Annotated in this window: 16 protein-coding genes; 14 read left to right on the top strand and 2 right to left on the bottom strand. The window is 74.3% G+C overall.

Annotated elements, in window-relative coordinates:
- Window positions 1-11 precede the first annotated feature (11 nt).
- Window positions 12-623, top strand: coding sequence for a TetR family transcriptional regulator (locus OG715_RS09655; RefSeq protein ID WP_266275515.1), 612 nt, complete (start codon window positions 12-14; stop codon window positions 621-623).
- Window positions 624-696: 73 nt separating this feature from the next.
- Window positions 697-1,110, top strand: coding sequence for a GNAT family N-acetyltransferase (locus tag OG715_RS09650; RefSeq protein WP_266275517.1), 414 nt, complete (start codon window positions 697-699; stop codon window positions 1,108-1,110).
- Window positions 1,111-1,221: 111 nt separating this feature from the next.
- Here OG715_RS09650 and OG715_RS09645 read toward each other — a convergent pair whose 3' ends face one another.
- On the bottom strand, window positions 1,222-3,576 hold the full coding sequence (locus tag OG715_RS09645) for a collagenase (RefSeq protein ID WP_266275519.1): 2,355 nt from the start codon (window positions 3,574-3,576) through the stop codon (window positions 1,222-1,224).
- Between the two features lie 367 nt (window positions 3,577-3,943).
- Between OG715_RS09645 and OG715_RS09640 the strand changes: the two genes are divergently transcribed.
- The 10 genes from OG715_RS09640 (at window position 3,944) to OG715_RS09595 (ending at window position 14,141) form a co-directional block, all read left to right on the top strand.
- Entirely contained in the window at window positions 3,944-5,176 is a 1,233-nt protein-coding gene (locus tag OG715_RS09640; RefSeq protein ID WP_266275521.1) for an aminotransferase class V-fold PLP-dependent enzyme, read from the top strand.
- A gap of 167 nt (window positions 5,177-5,343) precedes the next feature.
- Window positions 5,344-6,687: an ABC transporter substrate-binding protein gene (locus OG715_RS09635; RefSeq protein ID WP_266275523.1), complete on the top strand. Its 1,344-nt coding sequence runs from the start codon at window positions 5,344-5,346 to the stop codon at window positions 6,685-6,687.
- Complete coding sequence (locus OG715_RS09630; RefSeq protein ID WP_266275525.1) at window positions 6,684-7,616, top strand: carbohydrate ABC transporter permease; 933 nt, start codon at window positions 6,684-6,686, stop codon at window positions 7,614-7,616. Before OG715_RS09635 ends, OG715_RS09630 begins: the two co-directional genes overlap by 4 nt.
- On the top strand, window positions 7,613-8,521 hold the full coding sequence (locus OG715_RS09625) for a carbohydrate ABC transporter permease (RefSeq protein ID WP_266275527.1): 909 nt from the start codon (window positions 7,613-7,615) through the stop codon (window positions 8,519-8,521). The genes OG715_RS09630 and OG715_RS09625 overlap by 4 nt, the downstream gene beginning before the upstream one ends.
- Before the next feature lie 8 nt (window positions 8,522-8,529).
- A complete protein-coding gene (locus OG715_RS09620) occupies window positions 8,530-10,284 on the top strand; it encodes a glycoside hydrolase family 36 protein (protein WP_266275529.1) in 1,755 nt (584 codons plus the stop codon).
- Window positions 10,285-10,327: 43 nt separating this feature from the next.
- Window positions 10,328-11,359 (top strand): LacI family DNA-binding transcriptional regulator, encoded by a 1,032-nt coding sequence (locus tag OG715_RS09615; RefSeq protein ID WP_266275531.1) that lies wholly within the window; start codon window positions 10,328-10,330, stop codon window positions 11,357-11,359.
- A 103-nt stretch (window positions 11,360-11,462) separates the two neighbouring features.
- Window positions 11,463-12,710 (top strand): styrene monooxygenase/indole monooxygenase family protein, encoded by a 1,248-nt coding sequence (locus tag OG715_RS09610; RefSeq protein ID WP_323182269.1) that lies wholly within the window; start codon window positions 11,463-11,465, stop codon window positions 12,708-12,710.
- Window positions 12,711-12,757: 47 nt separating this feature from the next.
- Window positions 12,758-12,949, top strand: a complete 192-nt coding sequence (locus tag OG715_RS09605) for a PQQ-binding-like beta-propeller repeat protein (protein WP_266275533.1) — start codon at window positions 12,758-12,760, stop codon at window positions 12,947-12,949.
- 155 nt (window positions 12,950-13,104) lie between these two features.
- Window positions 13,105-13,788, top strand: a complete 684-nt coding sequence (locus tag OG715_RS09600; RefSeq protein ID WP_266275535.1) for a DUF6232 family protein — start codon at window positions 13,105-13,107, stop codon at window positions 13,786-13,788.
- Window positions 13,785-14,141, top strand: coding sequence for a hypothetical protein (locus OG715_RS09595; RefSeq protein ID WP_266275537.1), 357 nt, complete (start codon window positions 13,785-13,787; stop codon window positions 14,139-14,141). The genes OG715_RS09600 and OG715_RS09595 overlap by 4 nt, the downstream gene beginning before the upstream one ends.
- A gap of 96 nt (window positions 14,142-14,237) precedes the next feature.
- Here the strand turns inward: OG715_RS09595 and OG715_RS09590 are convergent, their stop codons facing one another.
- Window positions 14,238-17,078, bottom strand: a complete 2,841-nt coding sequence (locus OG715_RS09590; RefSeq protein ID WP_266275539.1) for a hypothetical protein — start codon at window positions 17,076-17,078, stop codon at window positions 14,238-14,240.
- A gap of 332 nt (window positions 17,079-17,410) precedes the next feature.
- Here OG715_RS09590 and OG715_RS09585 point away from each other — a divergent pair, with 332 nt between their 5' ends.
- On the top strand, window positions 17,411-18,862 hold the full coding sequence (locus OG715_RS09585; RefSeq protein WP_266275541.1) for a WGR domain-containing protein: 1,452 nt from the start codon (window positions 17,411-17,413) through the stop codon (window positions 18,860-18,862).
- 258 nt (window positions 18,863-19,120) lie between these two features.
- Window positions 19,121-19,516 (top strand): hydroxyphenylacetyl-CoA thioesterase PaaI, encoded by a 396-nt coding sequence (gene paaI / locus OG715_RS09580; protein ID WP_266277367.1) that lies wholly within the window; start codon window positions 19,121-19,123, stop codon window positions 19,514-19,516.
- The last annotated feature ends 11 nt before the right edge of the window (window positions 19,517-19,527 follow it).

The following is a 19,527-nucleotide window of genomic DNA, read 5'->3' as shown; positions in this document are numbered from 1 at the left end:
AACATGAGGGGGTGACTACCCGCCCTGAAGCGAGCCTGGCCCAGCGCAAGCGTCAGCTGGTCTCCGACGAGCTGTCCCAGGCCGCGCTGAACCTCCTGGCGCAGAAGGGGTTCGACGCGGTCACGGTCGACGAGATCGCGGCCGCCGCCGGCATGTCCAAGCGCACCTTCTTCCGCTACTTCGCGTCCAAGGAGGACGTGGTCGTCCAGTTCCTCGGGGAGATGGGCGCCGGCATGCGGGCCGAGCTCGCCGGCCGGCCGGCCGAGGAGTCGCCGTCGGTGGCACTGCGGCACACCGTCTGGGTCCCCATCGACGCCTGCGCCGGCCATGCGGAGCAGGCACTGCGGGTGGTGCAGCTGATCCTGGGCACGCCGGCGCTGCACGCCCGCTTCCTGGAGCGCCAGGCGCAGTGGCGCGACGAACTGGCGGGCGAGCTGGCCGACCGGCTGGGCCTGGGCTCCGCGACCGGCCTCCACCCCCGGCTCGCCGCGGGGATGGCGCTGACCGCGTTCGACGTCGTCCTGCAACTGTGGAGCGCCAGCGACGGCGCCGAGGACCCGGCCGAACTCACCGACCGCGCCTTCGCCACCATCGCCCCCGCCCTGGACGCCCTGCCGGTCTAGGGGCTGTCTGACGCGTGCTCGCGCGTCCGCGGGGGTGTGAGCACGGCCGCGGGCGCATGGCAGGCTGCTCGGCATGGTGATCAATAATTCGTCGCCGGCCGGCGACGAGGTGCTGGCGGTCCGTCCCGAGCTGACGGACGCCGAGCTCGACGAGCTGTTCGACGCGTCCTGGCCGGAGCACCGGGCGACCTCCTTCGCGCCGGTGCTGGCCCGCAGTCTGACCTGGATCGCGGCGCGCCGGGGGGACCGGCTGGTCGGTTTCGTCAACGTCGTCGGTGACGGCGGTGTGCACGCCTTCGTCCTGGACACGACCGTGCATCCGGACGAGCGCCGGCGGGGGCTCGGGATGCGGCTGGTGCAGGCCGCCGCCGACGAGGCGAAGGCGCGCGGTGCCGAGTGGCTGCACGTCGACTACGAGCCGCACCTGGAGTCCTTCTACGGCCGGTGCGGATTCCGGCCGACCGCCGCCGGGCTCAGGCGGCTCTGAGCGGACCCGCACCGGGGCCCGGAAAGGCCGTACGGCCCCGGACGGTTGTCCGGGGCCGTACGGGACGTGGCGGGGCGGGCCGGTCGGGCCCGCCCCCCGTTCAGGGGTGGGTCACCGGCGCAGCGGGCCCTCGCAGGTGTAGTCGGCGCTGCCGGCGCGGCCGGTGGGCCACACCTCGACCTGGCCGAACCAGCAGTTCATGTCGGCGAGGTTGTTGGCGGCGGCGCCGCCCCGGGTGAGCAGGAAGTAGTCGACGGTGGCGGCCATGTCCGCGCGGACCTTGCCGGCGTCGAAGGTGTTGGTGAGGTTGGCGCTCATCCGGCCGGTGCAGGTGAACCGCATGGTGTTGTTCCAGTCGGCGTTGTCCTTGCAGACCGGGGTGTTCTGGGTGGCGCGGGCGAACGCGTCCTGGACCTCGGAGGCCCAGGCGTAGGTGAGCCGGCTGTTCGGCGTGTAGGTGGTGACCGGCACGTAGAGGTTGTCGGCGAGCGGGATCTCGGCGTCCAGGAAGGCGTTGTACTCGCGCTGGAGGTCGGCGTCCCGGCCGAGGCGGTCGCGCCAGGCGTTGTAGCCGGTGACGTCGTCGGCGCGCAGCAGCCGGTACATCTCGGCGAGCTGGTCGGGGTGGCGCTCGCCGAGCAGGTTGAAGAAGGTGGCCGCGTACGGGTAGACGCGGAAGCCGAGGGTCTCCCAGCTGGCGTGCAGGATCTGATCGATGGTCAGGCGCGGTGTGCCGGAAGCGCCTTCCTGGGCGATCTGGCGGACCATGTACTTGCGGGCCTTGACGCCGTCCTTGGAGGTGGAGCCGGCGAAGTACTCCGCGGTGCCCTCGTTCATCGCGAAGGTGGCGGAGCCGGGCCAGCGGGTGGTGTAGCCGGACTCCGGGATGGCCCAACGGGCGTTCAGGTAGTGGGTGTACTCGTGCCGGAAGAGCTCCTCCAGGCTGAAGTACGACTCGGCGGTGGTCCGCTGGTAGGTGTAGAAGGTGGAGTTCTCCTCGATGAACATGCCGCCGTTCTCGACGTCGCCGATCCCGAACAGCAGGTACTGGAGCGAGCGGTAGTTCGTCTTGGTGTCGTACAGCTGCACCGTGAGGGTGGGGTGGGTGTCGTCGGCGAGCGGCCGGTCGGTGCCGATGACCCGGAAGAACTGGGCCTTGACCTGCTTGGTGGCGTAGTACAGCTGGTCGGCGGTGGCCCGGTCGAGGGCGGTGCGGATGACCAGGCCGCCGTTGTCGTAGCTGTAGGTGTTCGGGAAGAACTGCTGGGTCAGCTCGGCCCGGCAGGCACCGTACTGGCCGCAGAGGCCGAACTCGTTGAGCGGGACGGCCAGGTTGAGCCACGGGCGGCTGAGGCGGCCGAAGTTGTTCTGGACGGTGCCGACCACGCTGCCGATCTCGGCCTTGATCTCGCCCTTGAGCGAGTCCACCAGGGTGTACCGGGCGTACTCGTTCATGGCGTCGCCGACGGCCCACTCGGTCTCGGTGCCCTTGAGGTGGGCGTAGCCGGCGAAGGCGCGGATCGCCTGCCGGTAGCCGGGGTTGGCGACGGCCGCGGCGCGGAAGGCGCCGCCGTCCTCGACCACGTTGTTGACGCCCTGGAAGTTGAGCTGGAGCGCGGCCTGCAGGGCCCAGTTCCAGCCCCGGTCGCCGATGTACGCGGTGCCGGGGGTGGCGTACTGGCGCAGCACCCGCTCCAGCAGCGGGAGTCGGCCGGGGCGCAGCTTGGGGGCGGTGGAGGTCTGGATCAGCTCGCCCATGGTGTTGCCGGCGGCGGTGGTCGGGTCGAAGGCGCGGGGGTTGGCGGTGTAGGCGGTGATGGCGCGGTCGATCGCGGCGGCGGTGGCGTCGTCGTTGAGGTCGAACTCGCGGTGGCCGTAGTCGAAGTAGACCGCGACGTGCAGGTAGTACCAGAGCTCCTGCTGGTTGCGGTTGTTGGCGCTGTCGAAGCCGGGGGCGAGGGCGGTGATCCGGTCGGCGACGGCGCGCACGTGGGCCGGGGTCAGGACCTTGGCGAGGTCGGGGCTCCAGTCGACCAGCAGCGGGCGCAGACAGCCCTCGTAGGTGTGCGAGCGGTCGGCGAGGAAGTCGGCCAGGGCGGCCGGGGAGAGGGCGGTGAAGGAGGCGAGCGAGCAGGCCGCGGCGGCGTCGGCGGCGGTCGCCGCCTGGGCGGCGGGGGTGGCCGGGTCGGCGGCGGGCCGGGTGGCGTCCGTGGTGGGCTGGAGGGTCTCGTTGCCCGGCGCGCCCTCGGGGCCGGGGGCGCCGGTGGTGGTGCTGCCGTGGGCGACGTCGCCGGTCGGGCCGGCGGGGTGGGCGGTGGTCCCGCCGAAGGCGGCGGCCGGGTCGGTGGTCCGCCCGGAGGCGGCGGGCGGTGCGGCGGCCTGGGCGCTCTGGACGAGCGGGGCGGCGAGGGTGACTGCGAGGGCCGCGGAGAGCAGGACCGAGCGCAGGCGGGGGGTGGTTGGCACAGGAGCTCCAGGTGAGCATGTGGGGGGTGCGCGGGACGGGGCGAACTGGGGGTCCGGTGCCGTGGGGGCGCCGGGTCCGCCGGACCGCGCGGGAGTCTGATGACGTCGAGGGAAACGGTGATGATCTCTCGACTCACTGGCCAGTAAAATAGTAATGTCAAATTGCATTGCGCAAGGGCTGGTGGGAGGGCAGATCGGCCGCTGGTAACGAGAGGGTCTCGACCGGGGGTCGGTGGCGCGCAGGGTCTTGACGGGGAATCGACCGGGGGCGTTTGCTGGCTCCCGCTCGTTGAACGTTGATCGGTTCTGTTTGTTTGTGTGGGATTTGAACGTTCAAATCTCCGCGTCGCCCGACCAAGGAAAGGTCATGCCCGAGTACCTGAAGAAGTTCGCCGAGCCGTTCGGCTACCTGGACTTCGCCCGCTTCGGGCCGGTGTCGGAACCGGTCCGCCGGGTGCTGCTCCGCGAGGCCGACCGGCTCCACCGGCACGGCTGGGACGCGCTCGAAAGCCTCGACGCGGACACCGCGGCGGCGGCCCGGACGGCGGGCGGGCTGCTGGGCTGCGCGCCGCACGAGATCGCCTTCGTCGGCTCCACCTCGCACGGGCTCTTCGCCGCCGCCCACGCGGTCGGCGCCGGTGCGGGGGCCGTCGTTGGCGCGAGGAACGTCGGCGGTGCCGCGTCGGGCGGTACCGCCGGCGGCCCCGCCCCGGAGGGGACCGTGCTGGTGGCGCGGAACGACTTCCCCGGAGCCGTCTACCCGTGGCTGCGCGCCGCCGACAACGGCGGACTGGCGGTCCGCCAGCTGGAGGGCCCGGTCACCGCCGACCTGGTCCGGGAGCACCTGGACGACCGGGTGCGCGCCGTCGCCGTCTGCGCCGTCGACGCCGCGACCGGGTACCGGGCACCGCTGGCCGCGATCAAGGAACTGATCGGGCCGGACCGGATCCTGGTGGTCGACGCCGTCCAGGCCCTGGGCGCCGTGGAGTTCGCCGCCGACGCGGCCGACGTGCTCGCCGCCGGCGGCCAGAAGTGGCTCCGGGCCGGCTGGGGCGCCGCCGTCCTGATGGTCCGCGACCGGATCGCCGACCGGATCGGGCCCGGGCTCAGCGGCTGGTCCGGCGTGGTCGACCCGATCGACGCGCCCGCCCACCCGTGCCCGCCCCGGCCCGGCGCCGTCGCCCACACGCTCACCAATCCCGACGGCCCCGCCGTCGCCGCCCTGGGCGCCGCGCTCGCCCTGGTCCGGGAGGAGGGCGCCGCCCGGATCGAGGCCCGGATCGGCGAGGTGCTCGGCGGACTGCTCGCCGCGGCCCGCGCCGCGGGCGCCGAGACCGGCGGCGGCCCGACCTCGGACGCCCCCTACGGCTCCTGGCGCGGCGCCGGCGACCCGGCCGCCCTCGGCAGCGGCATCGCCCGACTGCGGCTGCCCGGCGCCGACCCCGTCGCCGTCCACCGCGCGCTGACCGACGCGGGCCTGGCCACCACCCTGAGGGCCGGCTGGATCCGGCTCTCCCCGCACGCGAGCACCGACCCCGGGACCGCCGAGCTGCTCGGCGGAACGCTCGCCCACGTACGGCGGGGCGCCCGCACCGCCTGAGCGGACGGCCCGCGCCCGGCCGTCCCCGCCTCCGGGCGGGGCGGCCGGCACCCCGCACCACCCGGCACCACCCAGCACCGTCCCCGCACCACCCCGCATGCACCACCTGGCACCACCGACGTCCCACCCCGTCCCGCTCGACGTCCACCCCCTCAGAAGGGCATGCCATGTCACACCTCTCCCGTCGCGACCTGCTGCGCGCCTCCGGCGCCGGCCTGCTGACCCTCTCCGCCGGTGGCGCCCTCGCCGCCTGCGGCGGCTCCAACGGCTCCGGCTCCTCCGGTGGGGACGCCGCCACCGGCACCATCACCGTCTGGTCCTGGACCAGCGCCGCCGACGCCCTGCGCGGCGTCGTGCCCGCCTTCGAGAAGGACAACCCGGGCATCAAGGTCGACGTCCAGGACGTCGGCAACCCGGCCATCTGGGACAAGATCACCGTCGGCCTGGCGGCCGGCGGGCAGGGCCTCGCCGACGTCCTGCACATCGGCTGCGACTACCTGCCCGGCTACCTGGAGAAGTTCCCCAACGGCCTCGCCGACCTCTCCGCCCTCGGCGCCGACGCCCACAAGGACAAGTTCGCCAAGGGCCTGTGGCCGGTCGTCACCGACAAGGACGGCAAGGCCCGCGCCCTCCCGTGGGAGGTCAACGCCCAGGGCTTCTTCTACCGCAAGGACATGTTCGACCGGGCCAAGCTCGACCCGACCACGTTCGAGACCTGGGACGACGTGATCGCCGGCGCCGACGCCTTCAAGGCGGCCAACCCCGGCGTCGGCGTGCTCGGCATCAACAAGCCCGGCACCCCCGGCCCCGACGTCGACTTCCTGCAGTCCCTGATGCAGCAGCAGGGCGCGTTCTACTTCGACCTCAAGGGCGACATCACCCTGACCTCGCCCGAGTGCGTCCGCGCCCTCACCCTGGTCAAGCGCCTCAATGACGCCGGACTCGTCATCGAGACTCCCGGCTCCACCGCCTGGCGCACCCAGATGAAGGACAGCCAGCTCGGCGCCGGTCCGCAGCCCTCCTGGGCCGCGCACTACATCGAGACCAAGTTCCCCGACCTGAGCGGCAACTGGCGGCTCACCCGGCCGCCGGCCGTCACCCCCGGCGGCAAGCGCACCGCCATCGTGAACACCACCCATCTGGCCGTCGCCGGCTCCAGCCCCCGCCGCACCGCCGCCTGGAAGTTCGTCGAGTACGCGCTCACCCGCGCCGACTCGGTCAACGCCATGTTCAAGGCCGGCAGCGTCTTCCCGGCGCTCACCGCCGCCTACCAGGACCCGATCTACAGCGAGCCGAGCGCCTACTACGGCGGCCAGCCGGTGCTGAAGACCTTCACCGACCTGCTCTCCGAGGGCGGCGACGCCACCAACTACTCCGGCGACTACGCCCGCGCCCTCAAGCTGGTCAGCGACGCCCAGACCAAGGTCCTGGTCAAGGGCGGCGACCCGGCCGAGGCGCTCCAGGACGCGGCCAAGCAGCTGGCCCAGCAGACGGGGCGCAAGATCAAGTGACCGCCGCCGCTCCTCCGGCCACCCGGCCGGCCGTCCCGGCGGCGGTCCGCCCGGCCGCCGTCCGGCGCGCCAGGCTCCGCCGCCGGGCCGTGCCCTACCTGCTGCTCGCGCCCGCGCTGATCCTGTTCGGGGTCTTCAAGGCCTACCCGATCATCTCCTCGCTGCTGCTGTCGCTGACCGCCGGCTCCGGCAGCGTCACCCACAGCGCCGGCCTCTCCAACTACCAGCGGCTGCTGCACGACCCGCAGTTCTGGACCGCGCTCGGCAACACCGCCCGGATCCTGGTCGTGCAGGTCCCGGTGATGCTCGCGCTCGCCCTCGGGCTGGCGGTCGGCCTCAACGCGGCGTTCGTCCGCTGGCGCACCGTGTGGCGGCTCGGCGTCTTCATGCCCACCGTCACCGGCCTCGTCGCCACCGGCATCCTGTTCTCCTTCCTCCTCAACACCAAGGACGGTGCGGTCAACAACCTGCTGGACTCGATCGGCCTGCCCACCATCGACTGGTTCGGCGACGGCTTCTGGGCCCGGATGGCCGTCGTCCTCGTCCTGACCTGGCACTACACCGGCTACAACGCCGTCATCTACCTGGCCGGCCTGCAGGGCATCCCCAAGGAGCTGTACGAGGCGGCCATGGTCGACGGCGCCGGACCGGTCCGCCGGTTCCGCTCCGTCACCCTGCCCGCGCTGCGGCCCGTGCTGCTGTTCACCGTGGTGCTCTCCACCATCGGCACCCTCCAACTCTTCGACGAGCCCTACGTCCTGACCCGCGGCGGCCCCGACAGCGCGACCCTCACGGTCTCGATGTACCTGTACGACAACGGCTTCCGCTACTTCGACTTCGGCTACGCCTCCGCCATCGCCTACGCGCTCACCCTGCTCGTCTCGGTGCTCGGCGCGGCCCAGATGCGCCTGATGGGAGAACGCGAATGACCACCGCCGCCACCTCCGTCGAGCCCGTCGCACCGGGCCCGGCGGCCCCGCCCGCCAAGCCGGCGCCGACCGGCCCGAGCCCCTGGCGCCGACTGCGCGGCTGGCCGCTCACCCTGGTGCTCGCCGCCGTCACCGGGCTGTCGATCGCCCCGTTCTACTGGCTGGTGATCTCCGCCACCCGCAGCGACAGCGAGATCTTCTCCTGGCCGCCGAAGCTGCTGCCCGGCTCCCACCTGGGCGACAACATCGGGCACCTCCAGGACCGGGTCGGCCTCGGCCGGGTCCTGCTCAACTCGCTGCTGGTGTCCGGCCTGCAGACCCTCGGCGGGCTCGTCGTGGCGCTGCTGGCCGGGTACGCCTTCGCCAAGTTCCGGTTCCGGGGCCGCACGGTGCTGTTCGCCGTCCTGCTGTCGACCCTGGTCGTGCCGGACCAGGTCATGCTCGTCCCGCTGTTCAAGATGATGATGTCCTTCGGGATGCTCGACAGCTACCAGGCGCTGATCCTGCCCGGCCTGTGCGTGCCGTTCGCGATCTTCCTGATGCGGCAGTCCCTCAGCGCCATGCCGGACGAACTCCTCGACGCCGCCCGGGTCGACGGCGCCGGCGAACTGCGGGTGCTGTTCGGCATCGTGGTACCGGTCATGCGACCGGTGCTCGCCGCACTGGGCATCTTCCTCTTCCTCGGCTCCTGGAACAGCTTCGTCTGGCCGCTGATCGCCCTGCGCAGCACCGACATGCACACCCTGCCGGTCGCCCTCGCCACCCTCCAGGGCATGAAGGCCAACACCGACTACGGCTCGATCCTCGCCGGAACCGCGATATCCACCCTGCCGATGATGGTCCTCTTCCTGGTCCTCCAGCGGCAGTTCATCTCCGGCCTGCTGGCCGGTGCCACGAAGGGCTGAACCGAACCATGACCGACACCAGCGACGAGATCTGGGAGCCCCACGCCCCCGCCACCACGGCCCGCCCCCGCCCGGTGGAGGTGCCCGCCTCCGCCGGCCGGCTGGAACTGCTGGTCGCCGGGACGGCGAGCGTGAACGTCCTCGCCGAGGGCGTCGTCGAGGTCACCGCCCAAGACCTCGAGGGCGGTACCGGAGACGTCCGGATCGAATGGCGCACCCCCTGCGTCGACGTCACCTCCTTCTGGAGCCCCGACCCGCGCGGCACCGGCTGGCTGCCCACCGCCTGGAACGCCCCGCGCCGCACCGGCCTCTCCCGCGGCGCCCCCGTCGCCGCCCTCGTCGGCACCGGCGACACCACGGTCTGCGCCTTCGCGACCGACCGCGAGGAGGTGCTCGCCAGCGCCGGCGTCGTCGAGGAGACCGGCGAGTTCCGGTTCTGGGTCCAGGCCGCCGGCCGCCTCACCGTCCGGATCGACACCTCCGGCCGCCACTTCGGCCTCAGCCTCGCCGAACTCGCCGACTGGTGGGCCGGGGACCGCCCGGTCCACGTCCCCGTCGCCGCCCGCCTCCCCGCCTACTCCACCTGGTACGCGCTGCACCAGAACATCACCCCCGGGACCGTCGAGCAGCAGGCCGCCCTCGGCAAGGAGCTCGGCCTCGACACGATCATCGTCGACGACGGCTGGATGACCACCGACCGCACCCGCGGCTACGCCCACTGCGGCGACTGGGAACCCCACTCGCTGCCCGACACCGCCGCCCACGTCGCCCGCGTCCACGACCTCGGCGTCCAGTACATGCTCTGGTACGCGCTGCCGTTCATCGGGAAGGACAGCGCCGCCTGGGCCGAACTGAGCCGGTTCACCCTCGTCGACGCCCCCCACATGGGCGCCGTCGTCGTCGACCCCCGCTACCCGGCGGTCCGCGCCCACCTGGTCGACCGGCTCGCCCGGGCCGTCGAGGAATGGGGCATGGACGGGCTCAAGGTCGACTTCATCGACTGGTTCGGCGTCCAGGACCCGCCCGCACCCGGACCGCAGGCCGACTGCGCCACCGTGGACGAGGGCCTGCACCTGCTGCTCGCCGAGATCCGCCGCCGGACCGTCGCCGCCGCGCCCGAGTCGATGATCGAGCACCGCCAGCCCTACGTCAGCCCCGGCCTGTGGCCCTACGCCACCATGGTCCGGGCCGTCGACTGCCCGCTCAGCTCGCAGGAGAACCGGCAGCGCGTCGTCGACACCCGGCTGATCGCCGGACCGCTCGCCGTCCACTCCGACATGCTGATGTGGCACCCCACCGAACCGGTCGAGCAGATCGCCTGCCACCTGATCAACGTCCTGTTCGGCGTGCCGCAGATCTCCGTCGACCTCGCCGTCCAGAGCCCGGCGCAGCGCGAGACGCTCGCCTTCTGGCTCGGTGTCTCCCGCGCCCACGTCGACACCCTGCAGCTCGGCGGGTTCCGGCCGGCCCGGCCCGACCTCGGCTACCCGATGATCACCGGCGTCGGCGACGGCACCACCGTCGTCGCCCGGTACGCGCCACTGCCCGTCGCCACCGGCACGGAAGCCGCCGGCGAGTGGCGTACGCTGCTGGTCGCCAACGCCGACGCCGACCCCGGGGTCCGCCTCACCGGCGGCCGGGGCACCGCCGAGGCAACCGTCCAGGACGCCCGCGGCCGGACCGTCGGCACCTCGACCGTCCACCTGGACGGCGGCCTCGTCTACGTCCCCCGGGGCGGCCTGCTGACCCTCCGCCGGGTCTGACGGCCGGCGCCCGGCGGGGCGGTACCCCTGTGAAGGAGAACCGATGACCACCCCGGGAGCACGCCCGGCGCGCCGCGTCACCACCATCGCGGACGTCGCCCGGGCGGCCGAGGTTTCCCGGCAGACCGTCTCCAACGCACTCAACGCCCCGCACCGGGTCCGCCCCGACACCCTCGCCCGGGTCAACGCGGCGATCGAGCGGCTCGGGTACCGGCCCGACCAGTCCGCCCGGTCGCTGCGCACCGGCGAGCGCCGCACCATCGGCTACCTCGCCCCGGTCGACGACCCCTTCGACCCCAACCCGCTGATGGCGGGCTTCCTCGAAGCCCTCGTCGACGCGGCCGGGGCCGTCGGCCACCACGTGCTGCTCCTCCGCCCGGCGGCGGGGGAGCAGGACGTCCGGGCGGTGATCGACGGCGTGGTGGCGGCCCGCCAGGTCGACGGCCTGGTCCTCGCCGACGTCCTCCCCGACGACCCCCGGGCCGCCCACGCCGCCCGGGTCGGCATCCCCTTCGCCGCCTTCGGCCGCACCGGTCCCGGCCTCCCGCAGCACTGGGCCGACATCGACAACGAGGCCGCCACCGCCGAGGTCGCCCGCCACCTCGCCGCCCGGGGCCACCGCCGGGTCGCCTTCGTCGGCACGGCCACCACCCTGCCGTGGCTCGCCGCCCGCCGCGAGGGCTTCCACCACGAGGCCGCCCGCCTCGGCCTCTCGCTCGCTCCGGCGCCCCCCGCCGGCGGCCTCCGCGCCCTGCTGCGCGACCCGGACCGGCCGACCGCCCTCGCCACCGACAACGACCTCGCCGCCCTCGCCATCTACGAGGCCGCCCGCGCGGAGGGCCTCCAGGTCGGCCGCGACCTCGCCGTCACCGGCTTCCACGACACCCCCCTCGCCCGCCACCTCCACCCGCCGCTGACCTCGGTGCGGCTCCCCCTGCGGACCATCGCCACCGCGGTCGTCACCCGGCTGCTGGCCCAGTTGCGCTCCGACCTCCCGGTCGGGGCGGAGGGGGTGGAACTGGTGGCGGAGCTGGTGGTCCGGGAGAGCTCGGCGGGGGCCGCGCCCGGGAGTTGAGGGTGCCCGCCGGTGTCGGCGGTGCGGTGCGGAACCGTCCCTCACCACCTCCGGACTGACGTAGCATCACCTCCTTCTTTCGTCGTCGGCACGGAGGTGCGGGATGCGTCGGGTTGCGATCGTCGGGGCGGGGCAGGCGGGGTTGCAGGTGGCGTTGGGGCTGCTGGCGGCCGGCGGGTACGAGGTGACGGTGGTCTCCGGCCGGACGGCGGGGGAGCTGCGGGCCGGGCCGGTGCTGTCGACCCAGGCGATGTTCGGCCCGGCGCTGCGGGTGGAACGGGCGGCCGGTCTCGACCTGTGGGCGGGGCAGGCGCCGCAGGTGCGGTCGGTGGACGCCGTGCTGGTGCCCGAACCCGGGCTGCGGGCGCTCGAGTTCACCATGACCCTGGACGAGCCCGCGCAGTCCGTGGACCAGCGGGTCAAGATGGCGCGCTGGCTGGAGCTGGTCGAGGAGCGCGGCGGCCGGGTCGAGCACCGGGAGCTGGACCGGGCCGGGCTGGGCGGGCTGGCGGTGGCCCACGAGCTGACGCTGGTCGCGGTCGGGCGGGGCGAGCTGGCCGGGATCTTCGCGCGCGACGCGGCCCGCTCGCCGTTCGACGCCCCGCAGCGGCGGCTGGCGGCGCTGTACGCGCACGGCGTCGGCGCGCCCGATCCGGCGGCCGGCCCGCGGGCACGGATGCACGCGGTGCCCGGGGTGGGGGAGTTGTACCTCCAGCCGGCCCTGACCCGCTCCGGGCCGTGCGACATCCTGCTGTGGGAGGCGGTGCCCGGCAGCGCCTTCGACTGTTTCGGCGACCGCCCGCCGGGCGCCGAACAGCTGCGCCGGATGCGGGAGTCGATGGCGGAGTACCTGCCCTGGGAGGCGGAGCTGTGGGCGGCGGCCGAGCCGACCGACGCGGGCGCGTCGCTCTACGGCGCGCTGACCCCGGTGGTGCGTCACCCGGTGGCGCGGTTGGACGGCGGGGCGGCGGTGCTGGGGATCGGGGACGCGCTGGTGGTCAACGACCCGATCACCGGCCAGGGCGCCAACAGCGCGGCGCGGGCGGCCGAGTGGTATCTGCGGGCGATCGTCGGCCGGGGCGACGGGCCGTTCACGGCGGAGTGGATGACGGAGGTGTTCGAGGGCTTCTGGGAGCGGCACGCCCGCCACGGGGTGGCGCTGACGGCGGACCTGCTGACGATGCCGGAGCACCTCCAGGGGGTGTTCGCGGCGGCCGCCGAGCACGAACCGGTGGCCCGCCGGCTGGCAAACACCTACGCCGAACCCGCCGACCACGCGGCCTGGCTGGCGACGCCGGAGCTGACGGCCGCCTACCTGGCCACCCTCCCGCGGCCGGGTCGGACCGGCTGATCGGCTGTCATGATCGCGCCGTGGAGCCCAGGGCGTGACAACTCGCGGTGCTCCTGTACCTCGGTATCAAGGTCCACGCGCTGGACGCGGCCACCGGCACCACCCGCTGGAGCTTCCCGCTCGGCAGCACCACCGGCGGCTTCGGCCCGGTCGCGCTGTGGGCGGGCAACGGCCTCCTCCTCGGCAACACCGACCAGGGCCTGGTCGCGCTCCCCGCCGACGGCAAGCCCCGCGGCTGACCGGTCGGGCGGTCGGGCGGTCGGGCGATCGCGCGGTGTGGAGGGATTGTGCGGTGTGGAGGGATTGTGCATGACAGCCGTCGATGGCACGGTGATTGCGCATTCTCGGGGTCCGGTCGTGGACCGGACCCCGACCGGACACGCGAGGGGGAAGCGTGGAGAAGAACGATCGGCCCGACCGTCCCTGGCAGGACCCGGCGCGGCAGTTGCCGCCGCCACCGCCGCCGCCACGGCCGTCGGCACCGCCGACGATCGGGGACCGGGGCGGCCTGCCCTTCTCGTCCGGCCCGTCGGCGGTACTGACGGACTCGGTGGACCTGAGGGTCAGCAAGCGGCTGCTGTGGGTCGGCGGGGCCGCGTACCCGCTGCACAACATCGTGCGGGTCTACGCCTTCGTGCTGATGCCCAAGCGCAAGGAGGCGGTGCTGAGGTTCGCGCGGCAGGTGGTGCAGGCCTCGACGCTGGCCCTGCTGGCCGTGGTCGGCTCCGGGTTCCCGTTCGGGGTCGGGAAGGACGTCGAGCCGTTCAAGGGGCCGGCCCTGACCGTGGCGCTGTTCTGGGTGGGGTACGGGTTCCTGGCGATGTTCGGCGTCCTCGCCGCTCCCGCGGTGCCGGTCCTGGCCGTGGACACCGCCGGGAACGCGACGGCGCTGGTCGGGACGGCCGACCGGCGCGGGCTGCGGGAGGCGGTCCGGATCCTCTCGCACGCGCTGGAGAACCCGGAGTTCGAGGTCGAGCTGTCGATCCGGTCGCTGACGGTCAACACCGGGAACTACCACTTCGGCGACAACGTGAACATGTACGGCGGCAGCGGCAACACGGGGAAGGCGACGGGATGAGCGGCGACCACTTCCACGGCGACGTGGTGAACATGATCGGCGGCACCGGCAACAAGGGCATCGTGCACCACCACGCACCGGTCGCTGACGGCGCCCGGGCGACCGATGAACTCACCCGGGCCGTCCAGGAATTGATCACTCTACTGCGCGAACTCCGGGACGGTGTGGCGCCGATGGACGCGGAGTCCATCGACGAGGCGCTGCCGGCGCTCACCGTCGGGCCGGGGGCGGTGCCGCGCGAGCGCCACCGGGCACTGATGGCGGTGGCGGGGATCGCCACCACCGTCGGCGCGGTCGGCGTGCCCGTCGTCGAGGCGGTCCAGCGGGTCCTGGGGCTGCTCGGCGGCCAGTAGGGCGGCCAGGGCGGCGCCGTGTGTCGACCCGCGCCGCCCTGCCGTGCTGCCGCGCCGTCCTGCCGCGCCGTGCTGCCGTCCTGCCGGGCCCGGCCGTCAGACCGTGTCGCCGGCCCGGAGCTCCTTGGCGATCTGGCGGCGGCCGGCGATCAGCGCCTCGGCCAGCACACCGACCGTGACCAGGGCGGTCAGCGCCAGCGCCGGGGGGAGGACGGCGCCGGGGCGCAGCGGCAGGCCGGGCGGGACGTCGGTGCCGAGCAGGGCGGACAGGTCGAGCGCCGGGCCGAGCAGGACGACGGCGGCGAGCGCGGCGAGCAGGCCGCCGGCCGCCGCGAGCAGCGTCTGCGGCAGGGTCTCGACCAGGATCAGCGCCAGCCCCTGACGGGGGCGCAGTCCCATGGTGCGCAGCCGGGCCAGCGCGGCGGAGCGGTCGGGGGCGGCGCGGACCAGCGTGAGCAGGGCGGCGAGCAGGGCGAACGCGCCCGCGCCGGCGGTGCCGACGCGGAACACCAGGACGGCGGCCTGCCGCAGCGGGTCCTCGGTGAGTTCGGCGGTGAGCGCGGCACTGGTCCTCACCAGGTAGCCGTCCGGGATGTCGTCGGGGTCCGGGCCGACCACCGGGACGCCGGTCCGCCGCGCGGTGTCCGCGACGATCGGGTGCACGGGCAGGTCGCGGGTCAACGAGCGGACGGCTGTTTCGTCGATGTCGCCGACGGCGAACCAGTGGCCGTGGTCCCCCAGTCCGGGCACCCGGGCGGTGGCGGGCCCGGCCGGGAGCACGACGAAGGGGTGGGTGGAGTCGCGCAGCGCCGGGGTGGCGTCGATGGTGCCCGCGTACTGGGCGCGCAGTTCGCCGGTACTGGTCAGATAGATCCGCTCCGCCCCGGCCCGGCCGCCGAGCTGCTCGACCAGTCCGCGCGAGTACAGGGCGGGGACGGGGACCTCGCGGGCGTCCGGTCCGGTCGGGCCGTCGGGGGCGGCCAGCAGCGCCGGGTCGAAGGCGCCGCGCCCGAGGGAGCGGGAGATCTCCGCGTAGGCCGTCGGCTCGACGACCACCAGGCTGATGGTGAGGTGGGGCCGGTCCGGGCGCAGCACGGCCGCGTCGGTGAGCAGGGTGACATCGGTGGCGGCCCGGACGCCGGGCAGCCGGTCGGCCCGCTCGGCGAAGGAGTCGGCCAGGCCGAAGCCCTTGGGGGCGCTCACCATGACGTCGCCGCCGGTGGCGAGCCGGGCCTCGCGGGCCCGGCCGGAGTCGACCGCCCCGATCACGTCGGCGCCGAACCCGGCCGTGGTGACGGCCAGCAGCAGCGCGAGCGTCGGCAGCACGGCCGGGCGCGGACGGCCGCCCGCGCCGCGGGCCGCGCCGGCCAGTCCGAGGAAGCCGACGGCGCCGCGCCGCCGGCCGACCGCGCGGGCGAGGGCGCCGATCAGCGGCGGCTGGATCCGGGCCAGCAGCAGTCCGGTGCAGAGGGCGATCAGCAGCGGGGCGGCGACCAGCAGCGGGTCGATCCCGGCGCCGGGCGGGGCGGCGCCGCGCCGGCGGACCTCGACCACCGCGGCGGCCGTCAGCAGGAGCAGGCCGAGTTCGCCGACGAGCCGTCGCGCGCCGCCGCGCCGGACGGCCCGGCGGGGCGTCAGCAGCATCAGCGCCCGGGCCGGGAAGGCCAGCAGCGCGCACAGCGTGGCCGTCACCGCCGCGAACAGCGCCGCACCCCAGCGGGGGGTGGGCAGCAGCAGGAGGGCGAGCAGCGTCCCGAGGGCGGCGCCGGGAAGGACGACCGCCGCGCCCTCGCCGAGCAGCCGCCGCAGCACCTCGCGGCGGGAGCCGCCGCGGGCCTGGAGCAGCAGGAGTTCGGGGCCGCGCCGGTCGGCGGCCAGCGCGGCGGCCAGGCACAGGACGACGGTGACGACGCCGGCCAGCCCGGCCGGGCCGAGCGCCGCCAGCGGGGCGGCGGTGTCCCGGCGGGCGGTGGCCAGCGCGAACAGGTCCGGCAGCGAGGAGAAGGTGCGCAGGTCGGTGCGGCCGGTGGCGGCGGCCAGGTCGGCGGCGGTGGGGCCGCTCAGGTAGCTCGCGAGCTCGTGGGCGGCGTCGGGCAGCCGGTCGGCGCGCAGCGAAGCCGGGTCGACCGGCAGCCGCCAGGAGAGTTCACCGCCCTGGGCCCATTCCCTCAGCCGTGGCAGCTCGTCGCCGCCGGTCAGGCCGACCGCGCTCCAGTAGCGGAGGAACTGGAAGGTCTCCGGGATCTCCAGGCAGGGCCGGCCCAGGCAGTAGAGGTCGGTCCAGTACGGGTCGTGGTCGTCGTTCACCCGGAAGGTGCCGACCACCTCGGTGGCCGGGGAGGGCTTCGATCCGGGCTGGAGTTCCTCCGTCAGCACGTCGCCGACCCGGATGCCGAGCTTCTCGGCCGTCAGGTCGGAGACCACGATCGGCAGCGGCCGGCCGGGGGCGGCGGTCGGCCAGCGGCCCTCGACCAGGGTGGTGTGCTCGGAGAGCCCGGCCAGGTGCCGCAGTTCCAGGCGCGGGGACGGGCCGTCGGGCCGGGACAGCTGCGGATTGCCGAGGGTCTTCGGCCGGATGCCCCGCACGCCGTACACCGGTCCGCTCGGCGAGACCCGGAACTCCCCGCCGGTGCGGGCGGTGAGCTGCGCGGCGACCGAGGCCAGGGTGGCGGAGTCGTCGCCGGGGCGCAGGTCGGAGCGGCTGACCAGGCTGGTGGCGCCGATGCCGCGGTCGCGCAGGAAGTCGCGCAGGGCGGCGTCCTCGCCCCGGTCGACACCCCGGGGGAGCCCGGCGGAGAGCAGCACCACCACGAACACCAGCACGCCGTTCAGCAGCGCCGTCCAGGGCGCGGACCGCAGCCGGGTGCGGACCCACCGGGCGGGCCGGTGCTCGGCGCGCACCGGGGGTGCGGGGGTTGCTGCCGCCGGGCCCTGCATCCGCGTTCTCCCGCCCCTGCGCCCGTCCCTGCGGGCGGGCGGTCGCCGATCCCGGCCCCTGGTGACCGGATAGCGGACGATGCTGTCAGAGCGGGGGACGCGGCGGAAGGTCCGTTCGGGCAGACCGCACGGGGCGTCCGGGCCGGGCGGGGCCGGGTGGTTCGTCGCCGTCCGGTGTGCTCCGGTCCCGGCGGCCCGGGGAGCGGTCGGCGAGCGGACGGGCCCGTGGGGGCCCTGTCGGTGGCTGGGGCTAGGTTCTGAGGTGTCGCCGGGCACCGCGCCCGCAGCGCCGGAACACCCCGTCACGCCCGTGCCCGGAAGGGGCCCACGCCATGTCAGCCACCGCCACCGACACGCAGTCGACGTACCTTGAGCTGTCCGAGGACAGCGGTAGCTCGCACAAGTTCTACGAGGTCCTGGTGGCCGGCGTGGACGTCACCATCACCTACGGGCGGATCGGCGAGAGCGGCCAGACCAGGACCACCGCCTACCCCACGCCGGAGAAGGCCGCGTCGGCCGCCGCCAAGAAGATCGGCGAGAAGGTCCGCAAGGGCTACGCCCCGGCGGTGCGCGGGGTGCGCGAGCGGCGGGCGGTGACGCGGCGGGCGATCGTCAGCACCCGTTCGACGGCCCGGCAGGCCCCGGTGCTGTGGCGGTTCAACTCGGGCGCGGCGGCGTTCGGCATCTTCGTCGGCGAGGAGCACGCCTGGGTGGGCAACGAGCGCGGCGACGTCTACACGCTGACCCACGACGGCGCGGTGACCGGCCGCTACGGGTTGCCGGACGGCGTCAAGTGCATCGTCGCGGACGACTGGTGGATCTACGCGGGCTGCGACAACGGCAAGGTGTACGACCTGGGCGGCAAGGTGCCGCGGGTGGCGTACGAGATAGCCGAGGACGTCGACATCTACTGGCTGGACATCCACGACGGCGTGCTCGGCGTGGCCGACGCGCGCGGCGGGATCACCACCGTCGACCACGAGGACGAGTTCCAGTGGCGGCGTTCGGCGGAGGGCACCGACGGCTGGATGGTGCGCTGCGACAACGACGGTGTGTACCACGGCCATTCGCGCGGCGTGAGCCGGTACGCGGCGCGCGGCGGCGCCCCGGTCTGGCACACCCGCACCGACGGCGAGGTGCTGTTCGGCTGGCAGGAGCGGGAGGAGGTGTTCGCCGGGACGTCGCGCGGCTGGGTGCACCGGCTGCGCAAGGCGGACGGTTCGGAGACGGCCCGCTACCGCTGCGACGCCGCGGTGTTCTCCTGCGCGGCCTCGCCCGACGGCCGGTACGTCTTCGCGGGCGACAACCACTCCTCGGTGTACTGCTTCGACGCCGACGGCACCCGGCTGTGGAAGCTCGGCACCGGCTGCGGCTCGGCGTACAGCATGCAGTACCGCGACGGCCGGCTGTACCTGGTGACCACGGACGGTTCGCTGGTCTGCGTGGACGCGAGCGAGGCGGCGGTGCGGGCGGCCGAGGAGGGCCGGCTGCCGCAGGCCGCCGAGGTGGACGGCAGCGGCTGGACGGCGGCGGTGGCCGGTGCGGAGATCGAGTCGGTGGTGGTCGGTTCGGCGGGCGCCGCGGGCGGCATCGAGGTGGAGTGCGTGCAGGACGGCACCCGCCTGCGGGTGCGGGTGGTCTCGCCGGGCTACGACGCGACCCGCCGGGTGCAGTTCCCGAAGGACATCCGGGTGCCCGGCGCGCGGTACCTGGTGGCCGAGGTGCTGGAGTCCGGCAGCGGCTCGTTCTACCGGGCGCGGGGGGACATCAAGCGGCTGCTCTGAGTTCTCCTGACGGACTTTCCGATCCCGTCGGGAGACCGTTGACAGCCCGTCGCGGGCCTCGGTGTAATGCGGGTGCAATACGCACGCACGGCACACCGACCGACCGTTTCGGGCTGTTCCCGGGGAAAGCAGGGCGTCATGAGCGTGGACACCGTGGCCGTCGAGGATTCAGCGGGTTCGGCGGGCTCGGTGGGTTCGGGCGCGGCCGGGTCCGCGGCCTCCGGCGGGGTGTCGGCGGGCGCGGTGCCCAATTCCCGGATGGCCGCGCTGTACGAGCGCGACCTGGCCTGCCAGGGCCTCGGCATCGCCCTGGAGGAGGTGTCCACCGGGCGGGCGTCGATGCGGATGACGGTCGCCCCGGCGATGGTGAACGGGCACGGCATCGCGCACGGCGGCTACCTGTTCCTGCTCGCCGACGCGGCCTTCTCCTACGCCTGCAACAGCTACGGCCCGGTGACGGTGGCGCAGGCCGCACAGGTGACTTTCCTGGCGCCGGCGGCGGTCGGGGACGAACTCGTGGCGGAGGCGGTGGAACGCACGCGTTCCGGGCGCACCGGCATTTACGACGTGACGGTGCGGAATGCGGCCGAAAAGGTGATCGCGGAATTCCGGGGCCAGAGTGTGATGCTGGCCGGACAGCCGCACACGGCCTGAGGAGCAGGGTG

This window comes from Kitasatospora purpeofusca (genome assembly GCF_036010405.1).
Lineage (GTDB): Bacteria > Actinomycetota > Actinomycetes > Streptomycetales > Streptomycetaceae > Kitasatospora > Kitasatospora purpeofusca.
Note: the sequence above shows the minus strand (reverse complement) of the source record. Positions and strands in the feature narration are given on the sequence as shown.